At 62.5% G+C, this 19,262-nt stretch carries 20 protein-coding genes; 15 read left to right on the top strand and 5 right to left on the bottom strand.

Annotation, left to right across the window (positions count from 1 at the left end; genetic code table 11):
• Window positions 1-2 precede the first annotated feature (2 nt).
• Window positions 3-1,673 (top strand): FAD-dependent monooxygenase, encoded by a 1,671-nt coding sequence (locus tag IF10I1_RS10575; protein ID WP_186415161.1) that lies wholly within the window; start codon window positions 3-5, stop codon window positions 1,671-1,673.
• On the opposite strand, the gene IF10I1_RS10570 is transcribed toward IF10I1_RS10575, so the two are convergent.
• The 3 genes from IF10I1_RS10570 to IF10I1_RS10560 all read right to left on the bottom strand — a co-directional run bounded on the left by IF10I1_RS10570 (window position 1,646) and on the right by IF10I1_RS10560 (window position 4,778).
• Window positions 1,646-2,200: a MarR family winged helix-turn-helix transcriptional regulator gene (locus IF10I1_RS10570; protein ID WP_082205939.1), complete on the bottom strand. Its 555-nt coding sequence runs from the start codon at window positions 2,198-2,200 to the stop codon at window positions 1,646-1,648. The genes IF10I1_RS10575 and IF10I1_RS10570 overlap by 28 nt on opposite strands.
• Before the next feature lie 115 nt (window positions 2,201-2,315).
• Entirely contained in the window at window positions 2,316-3,362 is a 1,047-nt protein-coding gene (locus tag IF10I1_RS10565) for a TRAP transporter substrate-binding protein (RefSeq protein WP_186392718.1), read from the bottom strand.
• Window positions 3,363-3,719: 357 nt separating this feature from the next.
• Window positions 3,720-4,778, bottom strand: coding sequence for a LacI family DNA-binding transcriptional regulator (locus IF10I1_RS10560; protein ID WP_058898931.1), 1,059 nt, complete (start codon window positions 4,776-4,778; stop codon window positions 3,720-3,722).
• Window positions 4,779-5,016: 238 nt separating this feature from the next.
• On the opposite strand from IF10I1_RS10560, the gene IF10I1_RS10555 reads away from it, so the two are divergent.
• The 10 genes from IF10I1_RS10555 (at window position 5,017) to IF10I1_RS10510 (ending at window position 15,769) form a co-directional block, all read left to right on the top strand.
• Window positions 5,017-6,000: a substrate-binding domain-containing protein gene (locus tag IF10I1_RS10555; RefSeq protein WP_050472957.1), complete on the top strand. Its 984-nt coding sequence runs from the start codon at window positions 5,017-5,019 to the stop codon at window positions 5,998-6,000.
• Window positions 6,001-6,133: 133 nt separating this feature from the next.
• The gene (locus IF10I1_RS10550; protein ID WP_186424479.1) at window positions 6,134-7,648 is read left to right on the top strand and encodes a sugar ABC transporter ATP-binding protein; all 1,515 of its coding nucleotides are present in this window, start codon (window positions 6,134-6,136) and stop codon (window positions 7,646-7,648) included.
• The gene (locus IF10I1_RS10545; protein WP_186392716.1) at window positions 7,641-8,675 is read left to right on the top strand and encodes an ABC transporter permease; all 1,035 of its coding nucleotides are present in this window, start codon (window positions 7,641-7,643) and stop codon (window positions 8,673-8,675) included. Before IF10I1_RS10550 ends, IF10I1_RS10545 begins: the two co-directional genes overlap by 8 nt.
• Complete coding sequence (locus tag IF10I1_RS10540) at window positions 8,668-9,654, top strand: ABC transporter permease (protein ID WP_050472960.1); 987 nt, start codon at window positions 8,668-8,670, stop codon at window positions 9,652-9,654. The genes IF10I1_RS10545 and IF10I1_RS10540 overlap by 8 nt, the downstream gene beginning before the upstream one ends.
• A gap of 11 nt (window positions 9,655-9,665) precedes the next feature.
• The gene (locus tag IF10I1_RS10535) at window positions 9,666-10,514 is read left to right on the top strand and encodes a sugar phosphate isomerase/epimerase (protein ID WP_050472961.1); all 849 of its coding nucleotides are present in this window, start codon (window positions 9,666-9,668) and stop codon (window positions 10,512-10,514) included.
• 56 nt (window positions 10,515-10,570) lie between these two features.
• Window positions 10,571-11,215: a nucleoside/nucleotide kinase family protein gene (locus tag IF10I1_RS10530; protein ID WP_186392715.1), complete on the top strand. Its 645-nt coding sequence runs from the start codon at window positions 10,571-10,573 to the stop codon at window positions 11,213-11,215.
• A 40-nt stretch (window positions 11,216-11,255) separates the two neighbouring features.
• A complete protein-coding gene (locus tag IF10I1_RS10525; protein WP_186392714.1) occupies window positions 11,256-12,701 on the top strand; it encodes an FGGY family carbohydrate kinase in 1,446 nt (481 codons plus the stop codon).
• Window positions 12,698-13,393 carry a class II aldolase/adducin family protein gene (locus IF10I1_RS10520; RefSeq protein WP_186392713.1) on the top strand — a complete coding sequence of 232 codons (696 nt, stop codon included), beginning with the start codon at window positions 12,698-12,700 and terminating at the stop codon, window positions 13,391-13,393. The genes IF10I1_RS10525 and IF10I1_RS10520 overlap by 4 nt, the downstream gene beginning before the upstream one ends.
• 24 nt (window positions 13,394-13,417) lie before the next feature.
• A complete protein-coding gene (locus IF10I1_RS10515) occupies window positions 13,418-15,052 on the top strand; it encodes an FGGY-family carbohydrate kinase (protein WP_186392712.1) in 1,635 nt (544 codons plus the stop codon).
• Between the two features lie 321 nt (window positions 15,053-15,373).
• Entirely contained in the window at window positions 15,374-15,769 is a 396-nt protein-coding gene (locus tag IF10I1_RS10510) for a VOC family protein (RefSeq protein WP_186392711.1), read from the top strand.
• Here IF10I1_RS10510 and IF10I1_RS10505 read toward each other — a convergent pair.
• Together IF10I1_RS10505 and IF10I1_RS10500 are read right to left on the bottom strand one after the other, a co-directional pair.
• Window positions 15,721-16,383 carry a helix-turn-helix domain-containing protein gene (locus tag IF10I1_RS10505; RefSeq protein ID WP_186392710.1) on the bottom strand — a complete coding sequence of 221 codons (663 nt, stop codon included), beginning with the start codon at window positions 16,381-16,383 and terminating at the stop codon, window positions 15,721-15,723. The genes IF10I1_RS10510 and IF10I1_RS10505 overlap by 49 nt on opposite strands.
• Window positions 16,384-16,447: 64 nt before the next feature.
• A complete protein-coding gene (locus tag IF10I1_RS10500) occupies window positions 16,448-16,813 on the bottom strand; it encodes a helix-turn-helix domain-containing protein (protein ID WP_186392709.1) in 366 nt (121 codons plus the stop codon).
• Between the two features lie 138 nt (window positions 16,814-16,951).
• Here IF10I1_RS10500 and gstA point away from each other — a divergent pair, with 138 nt between their 5' ends.
• The 4 genes from gstA (at window position 16,952) to IF10I1_RS10480 (ending at window position 19,258) form a co-directional block, all read left to right on the top strand.
• On the top strand, window positions 16,952-17,578 hold the full coding sequence (gene gstA, locus IF10I1_RS10495) for a glutathione transferase GstA (RefSeq protein ID WP_186392708.1): 627 nt from the start codon (window positions 16,952-16,954) through the stop codon (window positions 17,576-17,578).
• Complete coding sequence (locus tag IF10I1_RS10490) at window positions 17,575-17,952, top strand: nuclear transport factor 2 family protein (RefSeq protein WP_186392707.1); 378 nt, start codon at window positions 17,575-17,577, stop codon at window positions 17,950-17,952. Before gstA ends, IF10I1_RS10490 begins: the two co-directional genes overlap by 4 nt.
• 44 nt (window positions 17,953-17,996) lie before the next feature.
• Window positions 17,997-18,212, top strand: coding sequence for a 4-oxalocrotonate tautomerase family protein (locus IF10I1_RS10485; protein WP_019965971.1), 216 nt, complete (start codon window positions 17,997-17,999; stop codon window positions 18,210-18,212).
• A gap of 122 nt (window positions 18,213-18,334) precedes the next feature.
• Complete coding sequence (locus tag IF10I1_RS10480; RefSeq protein WP_186392706.1) at window positions 18,335-19,258, top strand: helix-turn-helix domain-containing protein; 924 nt, start codon at window positions 18,335-18,337, stop codon at window positions 19,256-19,258.
• The last annotated feature ends 4 nt before the right edge of the window (window positions 19,259-19,262 follow it).

Raw genomic sequence — 19,262 nt, 5'->3', positions numbered from 1 at the left:
CGATGGCCGGACAGACAGAACGTACCGAAGAAACCACCGTCGTCATCCTCGGTGGGGGACCCGTTGGCCTTTTTCTCGCAAATGAACTGAGCTACCGCGGCATAGATTACATTCTGATCGAGCAGGGCGAGGGAAAGGTCTATTTTCCGGCGGGAGAAAACTTCTTCTCCCGGACCATGGAGCATATGCGCCGATGGGGCATCGCCAGCAGCTTCCGCAATGGCACGGGGTTCCCACCCGGCATGGCGCGGAACGTCGGCTTCTGCACCCGGATCGGCGGCAAGCCGCTGGCGTTCTTCCCCGGAACGTCAAATGCAGGGGCTCCGGCGGCCGATCCCTATTCGCCCGAAGGCGGGTTCTTCTACCCGAAAAAGGAGTTTGACCCGGCTCTGCGCCGCGCAGCCGAGGCCCGGGGCGGCGACCTGCGCTATCAGACGCGGCTCCTGTTCTTCAAGCCGGAGCGGGACGCCGGCCATGTCGATTGCACTGTCGAAGGGCCGGACAAAGAGACCTATGTCATTCGCGGCAAGTGGCTGGCGGCCTGCGATGGTGGCCGCAGCGGCGTGCGCAAGGCGCTCGGTATCCGCTTCGCCGGCACCTTCGGCGAAGGGTACAACTTCGCCACCTATTTCCGCTGTCATGGCCTGAGCGAGCGGCTGAATGCCATGTTCGGCAATCGCATGGCGCAGGTTCATACCCTCTCCGACGACCGGCGCGCCTATCTGACATCCGTGGACGGGGATGCCGAATGGCGTTTGTCGATCTATACGGAGGCGGCCGAAACGCTCGATCCCGCGGAGATCGTGCGCCCGGTCATCGGGCCGGAGCTCGACTTTGAAGTGATCCAGGCCCAGCCTTGGTCTGGCCATCGGGTGGTGGCCGAAAGATATCGGGACGGGCGGGTCTTTCTGTTGGGCGATGCGGCGCACTTGCGCTGGCCCAAGGGCGGCTTCGGGGCCAATACCGGTTTCGGCGATGCGGTGGATTTCGGCTGGAAGGTGGCTGCCGTCTCAGAGGGATGGGCGCCGGAGGCTCTTCTTGACACCTACGAGACCGAGCGGCGGCCGGTTGCCATCCGCAACACAAACGAAGCGGCGAACAACCGGGTTCTCGACCATATGATCCAGCCCAGCCCGCTTCTGGACGAAGAGAGCCCGGCCGGAGAGGTGGCGCGCAAGGCAATGCACGAAAAACTCTTCGCGCTGCGCCTGCGCGAATTCAACACGCCGGGGATCCAGCTGGGGCACCGTTACCGGAATTCTCCGGTCATCGTGCCGGATGGCAGTCTGGAAGGGCCGGACGACCACATGGTTTACATACCCACCACCTATCCCGGAGCGCGTGCACCGCATTTCGAATTCGGGGACGGAAGCTCCATTCTGGATCACTACGGCCAAGGCTATACGCTCGTCGTCACGGGGAATGTCTCCGGAGCCGACGATTTCGTCACGGCTGGAAAGGCGCTCGGAATTCCGGTGCGTGCCGTCCATTACACTGATGCGGCCCTGCGCAAGCTGTACGAATGCGCACTCGTTCTGGTTCGGCCGGATGGTCACGTTTGCTGGCGCGGTGACACGCCTCCCGAAAGCGCTGGGAGCGTATGGCTGGCCGTTTCAGGGCGCCTGCTTCAGCCTGACGCGTTTCATCAGACAGGCTGCGATGAGTTATCCTGACTGATCTGGCTGGACGCGTTCCGTTCCAGGATCCCCAGAAGCTTCAGAAACTCTTCGCGCTGGGCCGGTTCCAGCGGAGCGAGGATGATCTCGTTCACATCGGGAACACGCGGCTCGACCTTGGCCAGAAGATCGGATCCTTTCGCTGTTATCCGAAGCTGTTTGGTGCGCCTGTCGATGCTGCCTTCGGTTCGAAGAATAAGGCCCTTGTGCTCAAGCCGGCCGATGACATGGCCGATCGTCGTCCTGTCGAAGCGGATCGCCTCCGCCAGCCGCGTCGCATCTATGCCGGGCGTATCGCGGATATGAAGCAGAGCCGCAAACTGGACGGCGGTCAGATCCACGTCGGCATTGATCTGACCAAAAGCCGAGGTTGCAAGCTGATGCGTGCGCCGGAGAAGATAGCCAGGCTGGCCATATATTTCATTCGCCTTCAAGATCAGTGCCTTGCGTTTTGGAAACGATACCGCGCCGCAATAATGGCATTTGACAGCACGCTGCTCAATGCCCTGTTGCCGTGTGATCAAAGCTTCTGCCCGGACAGCGCCAAAAAAAACGGACGGCGATCAATGTCCGCCGCCCGATTGTCAGATGACCGTTCGCCGGCCGTTGCCTGGCTGACCGCCCCGGCGCCGGTTCCAGCTAGTGAGCCGCCTCTTGCACTGCCTTTGAAAAGGAGTCGTAGAGCTCCTGTCCGTTCGGCGTCTGTGCAATCCAGCTGTCGATGACGGATTGAAGCTTGCCGTTCCACTTCGCCTGATCCTCCTCGGACAGCGCCGTAAAGGTTCGCTTCTCGTCCTTCATCGCCGCAGACCGGAATTTCTCGATGGCCGCATCGAACTGCTCCCCCCAAAGACGGGCGAATGGCTCGCCGGAGTTCTTGTCGATCGCGTCCCGCGCCTCCTTGGGCAGGCTGTCGTATCTCTGCTTGTTGATGGCGACCATGATCGGGGACGTGCCCAGGTTGACGTCGAGATGGTAGTGGGCTGTCTCGGCGACGCCGAAGATCGTCAGGGCGACCCATTCGTTGACCGTGCCGTCCAGAAGTCCCCGCGACATGCTTTCAGCAATCTGTGGCGAGGTAATGCCGCCGACAGGTATCGCGCCGATTGCGGCAATTGAGGCCAGAAGGGTCGGTCCGGCGCCGCGCAGCTTCAATCCGGCAACGTCACTCAGGGTCTCGACCTTCTTGGTCGTGGTCAGCAAAGTCGGCGCTGTCGAGAACATTGCAAGGACCTTCACTCCCTCCATGCCCCGCCCCGGCCAAAGGCCAGTTTCGGCCATCTTGGTCGCAGCCACCGATCCCGCCGTTGCACTCGGTGTGGAGTTCGGCAGTTCGAGAATGGTGGCCTCGTTCATCGCGCCGGGCGTATAGCCGAGGACGACATATGCGATATCTGTGATCCCTTCGCGCACCATGTCGAGATGTGTCGCAGGATCCCGGCCGAGCGTTCCTGCCGGAAACATCTGAATGTCCAGTGTGCCTTGAGAATCTGCAACGACACGCTCAGCCCAGACGGACAGAATATCAGCGTAGATGAACGACTTCGCAGGAACACTCGTGGTGAAGCGCAGTGTTTCCTTGGCTAAGGTGCTCTGCCCTGACGTCAACGAAAACAACGCAACCGCGGCACATCCCAGCAGTCCATTTGTGAACGCACGCCGCCCGAACCTTGTACCCTTGTGCATAGTTTTCTCCCTCCCTCACATGCCCATGAAGTCTGGGCGTGCTTGGAAAAACTCACGCGCTGGCAGTTGCTGCTCGCCGCGCAATATTTCCAAGTCATCGAGCAAGGGTAGACGCTCCCGGCCTCCCTACAAGCACAAATGAAAGAGTGTTCGCTCCTCGGTCACATTCGGGTGTTGTTGTTTTTGCAGCATATTTCTCCAGCTGCAGGGGGGAGCTGAACAGCCCTCACCGACGCACACGACCCAATATTCAGGAGGCCGGATCACTCTGTCCGCTGTGCGGGCCTGAGGGCAGGGCTGTGCTGTCTCCTTCCCGTGCCATGTTTCACCCGCGCAGCTAACGCCTGCTTGAAGCCGTCAATCCAGATCCTTCAGAGCATCAAGCGGCCCGGTCAAAGCCGTTCGCGGCGGCACGAGCATCGGCTGAACGAGATGCGTCACCACCGGAGGGCGGGTGGTTTCGAGTATCCTGAACCCTTGGGCGATCATCGCTTCGCTGTCCTGACGGATCATGTAGACGGGGAAGGGCAGAAACGACCCGAAGGGGTCATAGTCATAGCAGCCGACAATGATGTCCGCGAAAGTCTCGTGGGGATGCTGCCCCAGGAAGCGCATGAGCCCCTCGAGATTGATGGAGGAGTTGACGAAGAAGCAGCGCGGCAGTTTTCCGTGGGCTTCATAGAAGGTCTCGAAGGCCCGTGCCGTCATGGCGGGTGAATAGCCGGTTGGATGAATGCAGGCTTTGGGATCGCCTCCCAGCATGGCCTGCTTCACGTCGCTGAAACCGCGGATACGCTCGCGGCTGGCATGGTCATCGCGGCCGCCGAAGAGATAGACCTCATGCGGCAGGACCGGGCCATCCTGCTGGGCATGTTCTATGATGGCGCGGGTCAGCATGCGCGCGCCTTCGAAATTGTCGGAAATCACCGACGGCGCAAGGGTTCCCGGCAGGTCGATGTTGACGTGCCGGAGACCCGCCTTGAGGCACACTTCGTGCACCCGGTCCGGATCGGTCGCGCCGGCGATGAACAGCTCGTCAATCGAATAGGAGATCAATGTCTCGACGATCTGGCGTTCCTCCTCAGGATCGCGGCAGGCGCTGACGACGATCGGGCATTGCCCGCGGCTTTTGGCCTCGGCCTCGAAGGTTTGCGCCATGGACGAGAAATACCGGTTGTCATGGATCGGAAGAAGCAGCCCCACCAGGCCCGAGCGGGAGGAGCGCAGACCCCGCGCCTGCATGTTGGCGGTGTACTGATGTTCCTCTGCAAGCCTTTGTATCAACAGCGCGGTCGCTTCCTTGATGCGCCGCTTGCGCCAGCTGCCGTTCAGAACCGCACTCACCGTCGATGCCGAACATCCCGACAGCACGGAAAGATCGTAGATGGTCGCCTTCTTTTTTCCGAACTCGGTCATGTAGGTCTCCTTGACCTGTCTCCATAAGGAAATTGTCCTCTTGACGAAAGTGTATCTCTGACGGATATTGTTTGCACCATCGATTGTGCAAAAACGAAAGATCGATTGTGCAGGATGGTTCGCCGGAGGAGGCGATGGGAGGCAGGGATTTCCCTGACCATGAGGAAACCATGGGTGGCCTGAAGCGGGAGCGCGGGCCGGGGCCGTTCACAGCAACGGTCTGTGAGGAGGATTAAACATGAAAGGCCTTATCGTGGCGGCTCTTGCCGCATCGCTTTCGCTTGCGGGCGCCGTTGCTGCTTATGCGGCTGATGCGCCAAAAGTCGGTGTCGTCGTCAAGATCGGCGGCATCCCGTGGTTCAATGCCATGGATGCCGGCATCAAGGAGCAGGGGCAGAAGCTCGGTCTGGATGCTTTCATGGTTGGTCCGACCAGTGCCGATCCCGCGCTGCAGGTGCGCGCGATCGAGGATCTCATTGCCCAGGGCGTGAAAGTCATTGGCGTCGTTCCGAACGATGCGACGGTTCTCGAGCCGGTTCTGATGAAGGCTCAGGCTGCGGGTATCAAGGTCATCACGCATGAATCGCCCTCGCAGAAGGGCGCGGACTGGAATTTCGAGCTGGCTTCGTCCACCGGCTTCGGCGAGGCGCATGCCAAGCTTCTGGCCGAAAAGATGGGCGGTGAGGGCGAATATGCCGTCTATGTCGGCTCGCTCACCGTGCCGCTTCACAATGCCTGGGCCGATGCGGCAATCGAGTATCTGAAGACGAACCATCCCGGCATGAAGCTCGTCGGCGAGCGTTATGGCGTTGCTGAGGATGTCGACAGGAGCCGCTCGACCGCACTCGACCTGATTGCCGCCAATCCTGGCCTGAAGGGCTTCCTCGCCTTTGGCAGCCAGGGGCCGATCGGTGCTGGCCGTGCCGTCGAGGAGCGCCGCAAGACTGGCCAGATCTTTGTGGTTGGCCCCTTCTCGCCCGGCCAGGGACAGAAGCTGATCACGTCAGGCGCCATCACGGGCGGTTTCATGTGGAATCCGAAGCAGGCCGGCGAGGTGTTCGTCACCATGGCCGACCGGCTGATCAAGGGCGAAAGCATCAAGGAAGGTGACGATATTCCGGGGCTGGGTGTGATCACGCCAACCGGCAATGACATCATCGTCGATCAGCTGCTTGCGATCAACAAGGATACGGTCGCCGAACTCGCGGCCATGGGGCTCTGAAACCAGCGCAAACCTTCAAGGTTTCCGGGCGCGCAGTCCCTGCAGTTCCGGATCGCTGCTGACAAACCGGTGTCCGGCCACCTCAAAGCTGGACACCGGACCCGACCCGACTTGCAAGCAGGCAGGCTTTGTAATGAACACCGCAACGGATCAGGGCGCGGGGGCCCGGCCGCTCCTTTCGCTGCGCGGCATCAACATGACATTTGGCGGCGTGCAAGCGCTCAAGGATGCCGCCTTCGAGGTGATGCCCGGTGAAGTCCACTGTCTTGCCGGAGAGAACGGGTCCGGCAAGAGCACGCTCATCAAGGTGATTACCGGCGTCTACCGCCCGGCGCCGGGAGCCGAGATCATCTTCGACGGTGAAGCTGTTCCGCAGATGAGCCCCGGCAAGGCGCAGGCGCTCGGCATTCAGGTGATCTGGCAGGATCTGGCCCTGTTTCCGGAGATGACGGTGGCCGAGAACATTGCCTTTCAAACGCTGGCGGGTGCCCGGCCGCGACTGGTCAATTATGCGCGGATCCGCCGGACCGCCGAACAGGCGCTGGCCAGGCTCGGTGTCACTCTGGATGTTGACCGGCCGCTCAAGGACTTTGCCATCGCCCAGCGTCAGATCGTTGCCTTCGCCCGGGCGTTGGTCGGCGAGGCTCGCATCGTCTTCATGGATGAGCCGACGGCATCACTTACCCAGTCTGAAACCGACCATCTGATCGGGATTGTGCGCCATCTCTCCTCATGCGGCGTGGCTGTGGTCTTTGTCAGTCACCGGCTCGCCGAGGTGCTGGAAATCTCGTCGCGCATAACCGTGCTGCGCGATGGACGGCTTGTGGGTGTCTATCCGGTGGAGGGAATGACCCAGTCGAAGGTGACGGAATTGATGACCGGCCGCACCTTCGATCAGACCGTGCGGGCCCGGGACAAGAGCGCGGAGCCTGTCGTGCTGTCCGTCGAAGGACTTGCCCGCTCCGGCGAATTCTCCGGCGTCAGTTTCGAGCTGCACCGCGGCGAGACGCTCGGGATTACCGGCCTTCTCGGTTCGGGCCGGACGGAACTGGCCCTCACTCTTTTCGGCATGCGCCGCCCCAGCGCCGGGCAGATCCGGCTGGATGGCCAGCCTTGCGCCTTTGCTTCCAACCGGGAGGCGATCGCAGCCGGTATTGCCTATCTGTCCGAGGACCGCCTGTCGCTCGGCCTCAATCAGCCGCAATCCATCGCCGACAATCTGGTCATGGCCTCGCTGGACCGCATCATGCGGGGCGGTCTGATCTCACCTGGCCGTAAAAGAGCGCTGGTCACCCGGTGGATTGCCGATCTTGGCGTGAAGATCGGCCTGCCGGAAGACGCCATCTCGACCCTTTCGGGCGGTAATCAGCAGCGTGTGGCGATCGCCAAGTGGCTGGCAACCGATCCGCGCGTCCTGATCCTTGATGCGCCCACTGTCGGTGTGGATGTCGGCGCGCGTGCCGGCATCTTCGAGATTGTGGCACGCCTGGCTGAAACAGGCCTCGCGATCATCCTGATCTCGGATGAGGTTCCGGAGGTCTATTTCAATGCAGACCGCGTCCTGCACATGGAAAAGGGACGGATCCGTGCCTGTTACGATCCGCGCTCAATGACCCTCACCGGCATGGAGGCGGCCGTCTATGCGTAAGCTGATGACTTCTCATCCAACCGAGTTTGTCCTGCTTCTGGTGATCGCGGTGATGAGCCTGGCTCTGTCGCTGCTCACGGACCGCTTCTTCACGCTCGGCAATGCCTTCGACCTTCTCAACATCAGTGCGGTCAACATCATCTTTGCGGTGGGGCTGCTCGTGGTGCTGATCGCGGGCGGGATTGACATCTCCTTCGCCGTGGCGGCCTCGGTCGTGCAATATGCTACGGCACTTACCCTGGCCCAGGCCGGTGGCGGCGGCTGGGTGCCGGGACTGCTGATCGCCGCAGTGTTTGGCATCGGCCTCGGCTTGATCAACGCCTTCCTGATCTACCGGTTCAACATCATCTCCATCGTTGCGACGATCTCGACATTCAATGTCTATTTCGGTCTGCTGATGTTCTTTACCAAAGGCGTGTCGATCTACAATCTGCCGGATTGGCTGACAACGCGTGTCATCTTGTATGAGCGCGAGATGGCAGATGGCAGCTGGGCCGAGATCACGCTGCCGGTTGCTGTCATGCTGGTCTGTGTGCTGGTCACCTGGCTGTTGATCACGCGCACCACCATCGGGCGTCAGCTTTATGCCTTCGGCGACAATCCTGAAGGCGCGCGCCGTTTCGGGATCAATATTGGCGCCATGCAATATATCGCCTTTGGCTGGCTCGGGCTCATGGCCGGGATCGCCGGGCTGATGCAGGCCCACTATGCCCAGGAAGTGGTGCCCAATGCACTCTATGGCCGGGAACTGGACGTTCTCGCCGCCGTGGTTCTGGGCGGGGCGCGTCTCGGCGGAGGCAAGGGAACGGTCCTTGGCTGCGTGCTTGGTGTGCTCCTGGTGTCCATCACGCAGAACGGCCTCAACCTGATGGGGGTCTCCCCCTTCGCCTTCAAGATGATTGTCGGAGCGATCATCCTCGTTGCCATCACGCTGTCGAGCAGCCGCATCGAGGCCCTTTTCGGCTCTGCCGCGCCGCGCCAAAGAAGCCTGTCCGGCCAGGATGCAAGGGAGGGGCGGCATGACTAAGCTCGCCGCACGTTTCAACTCTGTTTTCGGCGCGGACATGGCCGGCCCCCTCTCGGCACTGATCATGGTGCTGGTGATCTTCGGGCTTGCCACGCCGCAGTTCTTCACCGCGGCAACCTTCGGGTCTGTCGCCTTTCAGCTGCCTGAACTCGGCATTCTGACGCTTGCCATGCTGCTGCCGATCCTCACCGGCGGGCTCAATCTGGCTATCACTTTCACGGCCAATATTGCCGGGCTCACACTGGCCTGGGTGCTGCAGGCGCATGGTGGTGCCGATGCCGGACCCATGGCCTTTCTGCTGGGCTCCGCGCTTGCTGTGGGTGCGGGGGCGGCGAGCGGGCTGGTGATGGGGCTCGTCATCGCCTTCACGCGGGCGCATCCCATCCTGGTCTCGCTGTCGATGATGATCTTCCTGCGTGGCCTTGGCGAATTCCTGACGCGCGGCGGAGATATTTCGGGCTTTCCCGCCTTCGTCGCTCCGATCGGCCACGGCAGCATTCTTGGCGTCCCGGTCCCGCTGCTGATCCTGGTTGCCTGCGTCGCCGTCATGCATGTCTTCCTGTCACGGATGCGGCTCGGCTTTGCGGCCTACATGATCGGCTCGAACATCGAATCCGCCCGCTATTCCGGCATCAACACGCGCAAGGTGCTGGTGATGGTCTACGTCCTCTCCGGAGTGATTGCCGCGATTGCCGGCATCATCATGCTGGCGCGCTTCAACTCGGTGCGTGTGGGGCACGGTGAATCCTACCTGCTCATCACCGTGCTGGCGTGTTTCCTTGGCGGCATCAATCCGTTTGGCGGCTTTGGGCGGGTGGTTCCGGTCTTCGTCGCCCTGATCGTCCTGCAATTGCTGTCATCGGGGCTGAATCTTCTGGGTGCCAACCAGCACCTGGCAACCGCCTTCTGGGGCCTGCTGCTCATCGCCGTGATGATACTGCGCTGGGTGTCGGTCAAGTTCATCAAGACAAGCAGATAGGGAGTACGATTATGGAAGGCTTCGGCGTTCACACAAGCATGTGGACCATGAACTGGGATCGTGCAGGCGCGGAGAAGGCGATTGCGGGCGCTGTCCGCTACAAGATGGACTTCATCGAGATCGCACTCCTCAATGCCCCTGCGGTTGATGCCAGGCATACCCGTGACCTGCTGGAAAAGAACAAGCTAAGGGCGGTCTGCTCCCTTGGGTTGCCGGAAGCTGCCTGGGCCTCGGTGCGCCCTGATGCGGCAATCGAGCATCTCAAGGCCGCGATCGAGAAGACAGCAGAGATGAGCGGGGAGGCGCTTTCCGGTGTCATCTACGGCGGGATTGGCGAGCGCACCGGCGTGCCGCCGACGCAGGCAGAGTATGACAACATCACCCGGGTTCTCGACACCGCTGCCAAACACGCCAAACGCTTCGGCATCCAGCTCGGCGTCGAAGCCGTCAACCGTTACGAAAACCATCTGGTGAACTCGGCGCAGCAGGCGGTGGATGTGGTCGAGCGGGTCGGGGCGGACAATGTTTTCGTCCATCTCGATACCTATCACATGAACATTGAGGAAAAGGGTGCCGCGAACGGCATTCTCATTGCCCGCAACCATTTGAAATACATTCATCTTTCGGAGAGCGACCGCGGAACCCCCGGCTATGGCAACGTGCCGTGGGACGAGATCTATGCGACCCTTGCCGCGATCGGCTTCAAGGGCGGGCTCGCGATGGAAAGCTTCATCAACATGCCGCCTGAGGTGGCCTATGGACTTGCCGTCTGGCGTCCGGTGGCGCGGGACATGGAGGAAGTGATGGGCAATGGCCTTCCCTTCCTGCGCAACAAGGCCGAGCAATACGGTCTGATCTGACCGGCTTCCGGTGCCCGGCCCTTGGCCGGGCCCATGCGCGCCGGGGAGCGTGGCTGATGACAACGCTGGATGAAAATGCAGAGAGGCTGGGCCGGGAGGCTCTGGCGCGCCGTGAAGCCAAGGGCGGAGCCCGCGTGCTGCTGGCCATTGCCGGTGCACCGGGAGCGGGCAAGTCCACCGCCGCTGAGGCGGTTGCGGCCTGGATCAACCGGAGACAGCCGGGTCTTGCTGCGGTGCTGCCGATGGATGGTTATCACTATGATGATCATGTGCTGGAGGCCATGGGCCGCCGCGCGCACAAGGGGGCGCCTGATACGTTCGATGTTCACGGGCTCCGGCACATGCTGCTGCGGCTCAAGGAGAATGCCGAAGACACGATTGCGGTGCCGGTATTCGATCGCGGGATCGAGATCGCGCGGGCCGGGGCGCGGCTGATACCACGTCAGACCGACATCATCATCTGCGAGGGCAACTATCTGCTGCTGCGCCAGCCGCCCTGGAACGGACTGAAGCCGCTCTTCGACTTTTCCGTCTTTGCCGATGTGCCGCCAGAGGAGCTGAAGCGCCGGCTGACGGAACGGTGGCGGAGCTACGGCCTGCCGGAGGATCAGATCCGGCTCAAGGTTGAGCAGAACGACGTGCCGAATGGAATTGCGGTCATTGAGGGCAGTGCCGAGCCGGATATCCGCCTCATGAACTGATGCAGGAGACTGGCCGCGGTGCCGTCCAGGAGGAATGTCAATGGCTGAACCGGAGCCCCTTGCCAGCATCTGCGTCCTCGATATTGGCAAGACCAACGTGAAGCTGAATGCCATGACTGCCGCGGGCGGTGTGGTGGAGACCGTGGCCATTGCAAATCCGGTTCGTCCGGGCCCGCCATGGCAGCATCATGACCTGGCCGGGCTCGGCGGCTGGATCTTTGAAGAACTGGCGGCGCTCACCCGGCGTCATCCGCTCCAGACATTCGTTTGCACCGCGCATGGTTCCGGCGGAGTTCTGACCGGTCCGGATCCTGATGCAGGAGATGGCGCTGCCCTGCCGATGATCGACTACGAGCAGCCCCTGCCGTCCGCGGTCCGCGAGGCCTATGTGCCTTTGGCCGGCTCCTTTCGTGATCGCGGCAGCGCCATCATGCACGGTGCCACACACCAGGCCCGGCAGCTTCTGTGGATGGAAACCGCCGAGCCGGAGCGGTTTGCCGCAGGCCGCTGGTTTCTGTCCCTGCCGCAATATTGGGCGTGGCGGATGACCGGGGTTGCGGTTTCGGAGAAGACCTGTCTCGGCGCGCAGTCCCATCTCTGGAACACGCCGGACAATTGCCACACACCGATTGTCGCCATGCGCGGCTGGGAGCGGCTGCTGCCGCCCTTTGCTCCGGCCTGGGCCAGTCTTGGGACGGTACGCCCCGGCCTTGCACGCCGTTTCGGTTTGCCGGAGGGACTGGACGTGCTGGCCGGCATTCATGACAGCAGCGCCAATTTCTACCGCTATCAGGCCGCCGGGCTTTCCGGGGCTGCCATTCTCTCGACCGGCACCTGGATCGCAGGCATGAGCCGCATGACGCCGCTTGACGGGCTCGATGAGATGGCCGGCATGACGATCAACAGCGACGTCTACGGCCGCCCTGTCGCAGGCGCCCTTGCCATGGGTGGCCGTGAGTTTGCGCTTCTTGCGGGCGAGGGTGGGGGAACCGCCGTTGATCCGGATGTGGCGATGGCGCTGATTGCACGCGGCACCATGGCACTGCCGAGTTTCGGCGACGGTGACGGGTTCTTCCCCGGCAGTGCGGGGCGAGGACATATTGCCGGTCCTCCCCCGCAGAATGCGGCCGAGCGGCGCGCCCTTGCCCTGATCTTCGTTGCGCAGCTGTCAGCCGAATGCCTCGATGCGTTGAAGGCCCAGGGGACGGCGGTGCTCGACGGAAGCTACCTCGGGGATCCGCTGTTTGCCGGACTGGTTGCCGCATTCCGGGGCTGCGGCGAAACCCTCTTCAACCTCGATGCCTATGGCGTGGCAACAGGTGCGGCGCTGCTGGCGTCTCACGGCACGGCGCGGGCTCTGGACAGTCTGCATTTGCGGACCGCTGCTGCCGTCGCAGCGCCAGCTGGCCTCATGAGGTCTTACCATCAGCGCTGGCGCGAACAGGCCCGCCAGGCCGGCAACTCTTCCAGAAAGGACATGTCATGAGCGAAACTGATATCCACGATCTGCGCCGCAATATGGTCGGCATCTGCCGCAGGATGAATTCCAGCGGCATGAACCAGGGCACGGCAGGCAACCTATCGGTCCGGACCGGCGGCGGCTTCCTGATCACGCCATCGTCCCTGCCATATGATCTGATGACACCGGACGATCTGGTGGAGATGGACTTTGACGGCACTTATGCTGGCCGGAGGCCGTCCTCCGAATGGCGCTTCCACCGGGATATCCTGAAGAACCGGCCTGACATCAATGTCGTGCTGCATTGCCATTCGATGTATGCCACGACGCTTGCCTGCCACCACAAGACCATTCCGGCCTTTCACTACATGGTTGGTGTTGCCGGGGGCACGACGATCCGCTGTGCGGAATATGCAACTTTCGGCACACAGGAGCTTTCCGATCACGCCCTGAAAGCACTTGATGGCCGGCTTGCCTGCTTGCTCGGCCAGCATGGCCAGATCTCGCTGGGTCAGGATCTGGAGCAGGCGTTGTGGCTCGCGATCGAGGTGGAAACCTTGTCGCGCATGTATGTGCAGGTGCTGACGCTCGGGACGCCGCCGGTTCTGTCCGACGATGAAATGGAGCGCGTGATCGGCCAGATGAAGCGGATGAGCTATGGTCTTGGCCCTGAGGCGGAGGGCTCGAATGATGTTGCGCGGCCCCGTACCCAGAGCTGAACACCCGCCGCGGAGAAGAGAACCATGACATCAGCACATACCCCGTCCGAGGGGCGCCCGCGTTACGTCATCGGTATTGATGTGGGGACGGCAAGCGCCCGTGCAGGTGTTTTTGACCTGAGTGGTCATATGGTGTCGGCCGCCAAACGCGACATTTCGCTGTTCCGGGAAGCCGGCTCGATCGCCGAACAGTCGAGCACGGAGATCTGGGATGCGGTTTGCGCCGTCATCCGTGAAGCCGTTTCCACGGCTCGCATAGATCCGGCGCATGTCGCCGGGCTCGGGTTTGATGCCACTTGCTCGCTGGTTGTTCTGGGTGAGGGCGGCAGGCCGCTTGCCGCCGGTCCTTCCGGAGATGGGGAACGGGACATCATTGTCTGGATGGACCACCGCGCCATAGCCCAGGCCGAGCGCATCAACGCAACCGGACATGACGTTCTTCGCTACACCGGCGGCCGCATTTCACCGGAAATGCAAACGCCGAAGATCCTGTGGCTGAAGGAAAACCGCCCTGAGACCTTCGCAGCCGCCTGGCAGTTCTTCGACCTTGCGGACTTTCTGACGTGGAAGGCGGCGGGCAGCCTGGCCCGTTCGACCTGCACGGTCACCTGCAAGTGGACCTATCTTGCCCATGAACGCCGCTGGGATGGTGATTACTTCCGGAAGATCGGGCTGGGTGAACTGGCCGACGAGGGCTTTGCCCGCATCGGTACGGATATCGTGGACCCGGGCAGCAGGCTGGGCGCCGGTCTGACCGTGGACGCTGCTGCCGCAATGGGGCTGAGGCCTGGCACCGCGGTTGCCGCGGGAATGATCGACGCCCATGCGGGCGGGATTGGCACGGTCGGGGCCGGCGGCAACCCGGCTGACACTCTGGCCTATGTCTTCGGAACGTCCTCTTGCACCATGACGTCGACTGCCGGGCCGGTCTTCGTGCCCGGTATATGGGGGCCGTATTACTCCGCCATGGTGCCCGGCATGTGGCTGAACGAGGGCGGGCAGAGTGCCGCGGGAGCCGCGATCGACCAGTTGCTCTCCTTCCACCCGGCTGCCGGTGAGGCGGCGATGAAGGCGCGCGAACTGGGTAAACCCCTCCCGGCCTTCATGGCTGCTGCGGCTGCTGAGAGGGTATCCGATGCATCCGCAGCCGTGACCCTTGCCACCGGTCTGCATGTCGTTCCGGAGTTCCTGGGAAACCGCGCGCCCTTCGCCGATCCGCATGCCCGCGCCATCATTGCCGGGCTGGGCATGGAACGGGACTTCGAAAGCCTGATTGCGCTCTATATCGCCGGTCTCTGCGGGATCGGCTATGGGCTGCGCCAGATCATCGAAACGCAGGCGAGGGCAGGCGCGCCGGTGCAGCGTGCCGTCATCAGCGGCGGGGCGGGTGCAAGTCCGCTGGTCCGGCAGATCCTGGCCGATACGTGCCGCAAGCCGGTTCTGAGCCCTGCCGCTGCCGAGCCGGTCCTCCTCGGCGCCGCCATGCTGGGGAGCGTTGCTTCCGGGGCATTTCCCGACATTCGCCATGCGATGGGGGCAATGTCAGCCATTGATGCCGTCTACGAGCCGGTTACCTGCGATTGGGCCGAGATCCACGAACACCGCTATCAAGCTTTCCTCAGTCTGCAGGCGGCCACGCGAACCATAAGGCACTTCTGAATGGTTCAGTGCTCTTCGGCCCGGGCCTGATGGTTCCCCATGTTTCAGGGCGCAACTGTTTGAAGCTCTGCGTCTCGGCCGAGGTTTGGATCCTTTGCGTCGGCAAGGATTTGCATGGCGGGGCGATGAACAGATTTTCACTGGACCGATAGGCACAGGTCCAGTCCCGAATGCTGGGTGCAGGCGCTGTACTGGGCCCTGCGGGGAAATGCAGGCGGTGAAATGCCGATGGGAAAATGCCGGCCTGGCGTGATCCTTCAAGACAAATCTGCCGCTCATGTTCAGATGTCCCTCTGGCACCACATGCCTTGGAGGAACTGGATGATCCTGAGATATACGATCCTTTATGTCGAAGATGTCGCGGCAACGCTTGATTTCTACGAGCGCGCGTTCGGTCTGAAGCGGAGCTTCCTGCACGCATCGGGGGATTATGGGGAACTGGCGACAGGGGACACGAAACTCGCGTTTTCGTCGGTTGAACTGATGAAACAGCTCGGCAAGAAGCCTGGAAAGCCAGTGCTGCAAGCGCCGGTGTTCGAAATCGCCTTTGAGACAGATGATGTCCAGGCTGCATTCGACCGTGCGGTTGCAGCAGGGGCAAAGCCGGTGCAGCAGGTTCGCGACGAGCCGTGGGGGCAGACTACCGCCTATGCCGGCGACCTGAACGGTTATCTTGTCGAGATCTGTTCGCCGGTCCAGTTGCCGAGCGCGGGCTGAGACAGCAGACCGATGACCGCCGTGTTGCGGCGCAGATGACCCGGGCTCAGCCCGAACCACCTGACGAGCTCCCGGGTCATGTGGGCCTGATCGCTGAAGCCGCATCTATCAGCGATGTCCGCAAGCGGCGCAGTGGTGGCGAGCAGGGTGGCCGCATGACGCGCCCGGGCGAGCAGACGCCAGAAGTCCGGCGGCGGCAAGTGCCTGTTCAGAAAGAGCCTCTGCATGGTCCGGAGGGAAACGCCCAGGTCCCGCGCGGCGGACCCGACGGTGGCGCAAGGGGCGGCGAGTGCCGCAATGGCGTCATCCAGACCGGTGTGCCCGCCGCATTCCTCTTCCACGATGGCTTGTGCGCGGCTGGTATCTGCGGCAACCGCCTCAAGGGCCTTGGGCGACAGGGCAGCACCCGGGCGCAGGCGGTAGCCCGTGATCCGGACGCCGGGACGCAGAGCGGCAATGCGGGGCCGGAAATCCAGTCCGGTCAAGACGATGTCTGCAGGCCCGTCCGTATTCCGGATGATCAGCAGGTCGCGGCATCCATCCGGAAATATGGGCGCTTTCTCCGGCGCTTCCGCATGATGCTGCCATTCGATGAACCGGGTTTCATTCTGCATCCCCAACCAATAGCAACTGTCTGCCTGGCCTGTCAGCAGGGAATGCTGCAAAGGGCTGATCCCTTCAGGCGGGATCAGCCCCGTTCCCGGCGGCTACCTTCAGCTTGTGGCCGACCGCGACGATGGCATCCAGCGCCGGAACCAGTTCCTCGCCAAGGGGCGTCAGCGCATATTCGACGGAAGGCGGCGAGGTGGGCTGGATGGTGCGGGTGAGCACGCCCTTGCTCTCCAGCTCACGCAGGCGCTGCGACAGAACCTTGGCGGAAACCGGCGGGATATCCAGCCGCAATTCGCTGAACCGCCGCGGCCCGGCACGCAGATGCCATATCACATTCGGCGCCCATGCCCCGGCGATGATGGCCATGCACTCGGTCAGGGCGCAGGGTGTGGGCGGCCGTGCGCTGTGGTTCTTGCGGCGTTTCAGGCTCATGTCTGGAACCGGCTCCTGCCATGACTGTTCATGGGGTTACTGCGGAGAAACCTGATAATCAGGTAACTGATGGAAACCAGGTTGGCAAGGGAAACCAGAATGCCTACCCTCCAGCCATCAACAGCAAGGACCCTTCTCATGAAGCTCTATTACAAGCCCGGCGCCTGTTCCATGTCATCACGGATCGTGCTGCATGAACTCGGACTGCCCTTCACGGCCGAAAAGGTCGATACCGAAGCCGGCCTGACCGGCTCTGGAGCTGACTACCGCCAGATCAATCCGAAGGGCTATGTGCCCGCGCTGGAGATCGAGGGCGGTGTGGTGCTGACGGAAAACCCTGCGATCCTGCAGTTTCTGGCCGACAGCCATCCTGAGGCCGGCCTTGCGCCTGCGCCGGGCACCGTGGAGCGCGCGCGCCTGCAGGAATGGCTGAATTTCACCGCCTCGGAACTGCACAAGGCATTCAGTCCCTATTTCCGTGGCAAGCCGCTCACGGATGGGGAGAAGGCGACGGCCTCAGCCCAGCTGGAGCGGCGCATCGGCGATGTCGAGCACGGGCTGGCCGATGGCCGCAGCTTCATTCTGGGCAGCCGTTTCAGCGTCGCAGATGCCTATCTGGCCGTGGTGCTGAACTGGACCCGTTTCATCGGGGTGGATCTGGCCCGATGGCCGCATGCGGCCGCCTATCTCGCCCGGATTACGGAGCGCGCATCGGTGCGGCAGGCGATGCAGGAAGAAGGCCTTCTGGACGGAGAAGCCGCATGACACAGGCTTTTCACGAAGTCTCCGCTGTTCTGCAGGACTATTTCGACGCCCTGTATTTCTGCGACACAGGCATCCTGCAGCGCGTCTTTCATCCCAGGGCAATCTATGCCACCGCCGATGAGACGCCGCTGCTTTACCGCACCATGGAAGAGTATGTCCCGGTTGTCGCGGCCCGGCAGTCTCCGGCGTCACGGGGCGAGCCGCGCCGCGATCACATCGATGCCATCGATCTGGCCGGGGACAACACGGCCTTTGCCCGGGTGCGCTGCTCGATCGGGCCGCGGGACTTCGTGGATTTTCTCACCCTTGTGCGCAGCGACGGGCAGTGGCGGATCATCGCCAAGGTCTTTCAGATCATCGAACGCCAGCCTTGATCCCTGATTTCGTTTTCTTTCCGGGCAAACTCAAAGGAGCAGCCATGCCTTATGTGAACATCAAGATCACCCGCGAAGGGGCAACGGCCGGCCAGAAGGCCCGCCTTATCGAAGGGGTGACCCGTCTTCTTGCTGATGTGCTGGACAAGAACCCGGCAACCACCTTTGTCGTCATCGACGAGGTGGCAATGGAAGACTGGGGCATCGGCGGCCTTCCGGTGGCCGAGTACCGCAAGACCCTCGCCAGCGGGCCAGCCTGAGCGTTCCCCTCCGGGCCGTAGGCCTTGCGGCAGGTCCGGTGATAGGCCCGGTGATAGGCAAAGCCCCCGATCTGTGGTGAACTGGGCAGGTTGAAGGGCTTTGCGGAAACGGGGAGGACGCCATGGAGCCGCTGACGACGCCTCAGCACCGGCAGGTGCCTGTCGAGGAACTGCAGGCGGACCTGAACAGGGTCTGCGGCGCCTTTTCCCTGCAAACCAGACGGCCGGGCGGCGTCATCCATGGCGCGGTCTCGGGCCGCCGCACGGGTCCATTCGACACAGCCGCCGTTGCTCTCGATGCATCGGCCGTCGTGCGCGATGCCCGGGCGATCCGGCAGGCGCCGGGCGAGTATTTCTTCCTGATCGTGCAGGAGAGCGGTTGCTGCCGGATCGCTCAGGAAAGCCACTCCACCTTGCTGTCGGCCGGGGACATGGTCCTGGTCGATGCGGCAAGGCCCTCGGAATTCTCATACGGCGCCGTGCAGTCCCGGCAGATTTCCCTGCATTTGCCGAAGGAGGAGATTGCCGGGCGTTTCGGCCATGCCTGCGATGGCGGCCTGCCCATCTCCCGCAGCGATCCGCTCTGGCTGGCGATGCGGGCGGTTCTTTCCAAGATGTCGGCGGGCTCGGACGCTCAAATGGAACTGGGCGAGGCGATGTTCAGCCTGCTAGGTGCCTATGTCAGTTCCCTGCGGGCAGGCGGCCTGCCGGAACGCGGCACCGGGCTTTTGTCCCGTGCCCTGCAACTGATCGACCGCTACAGGTCCGATCCGGCCTTCGGGCCGCGGGAACTGGCCATGCGGCTCAATGTGTCCGAACGCACGTTGCAGCGCCATTTTCAGCCGCTTGGCGAAACGCCGGGCCGGCGCCTGCTTGAGCGCCGTCTTGAGCTTGCCCATGCAAGGCTGACCGGTGCGCGCCGCCGTCCGGGCGAGACGGTCACCTCGATTGCCCTGGATTGCGGCTTCAATGACCTGTCCTATTTCCACCGCGAGTTCCGCAGGAAGTACGGCGCAACTCCAAGGACTGCCGCCAACGGCAGCTGACGGT

It is taken from the genome of Pannonibacter sp. I15F10I1 (assembly GCF_900185665.1).
GTDB classification, from domain to species: Bacteria; Pseudomonadota; Alphaproteobacteria; order Rhizobiales; family Stappiaceae; genus Pannonibacter; species Pannonibacter indicus.
Note: the sequence above shows the minus strand (reverse complement) of the source record. Positions and strands in the feature narration are given on the sequence as shown.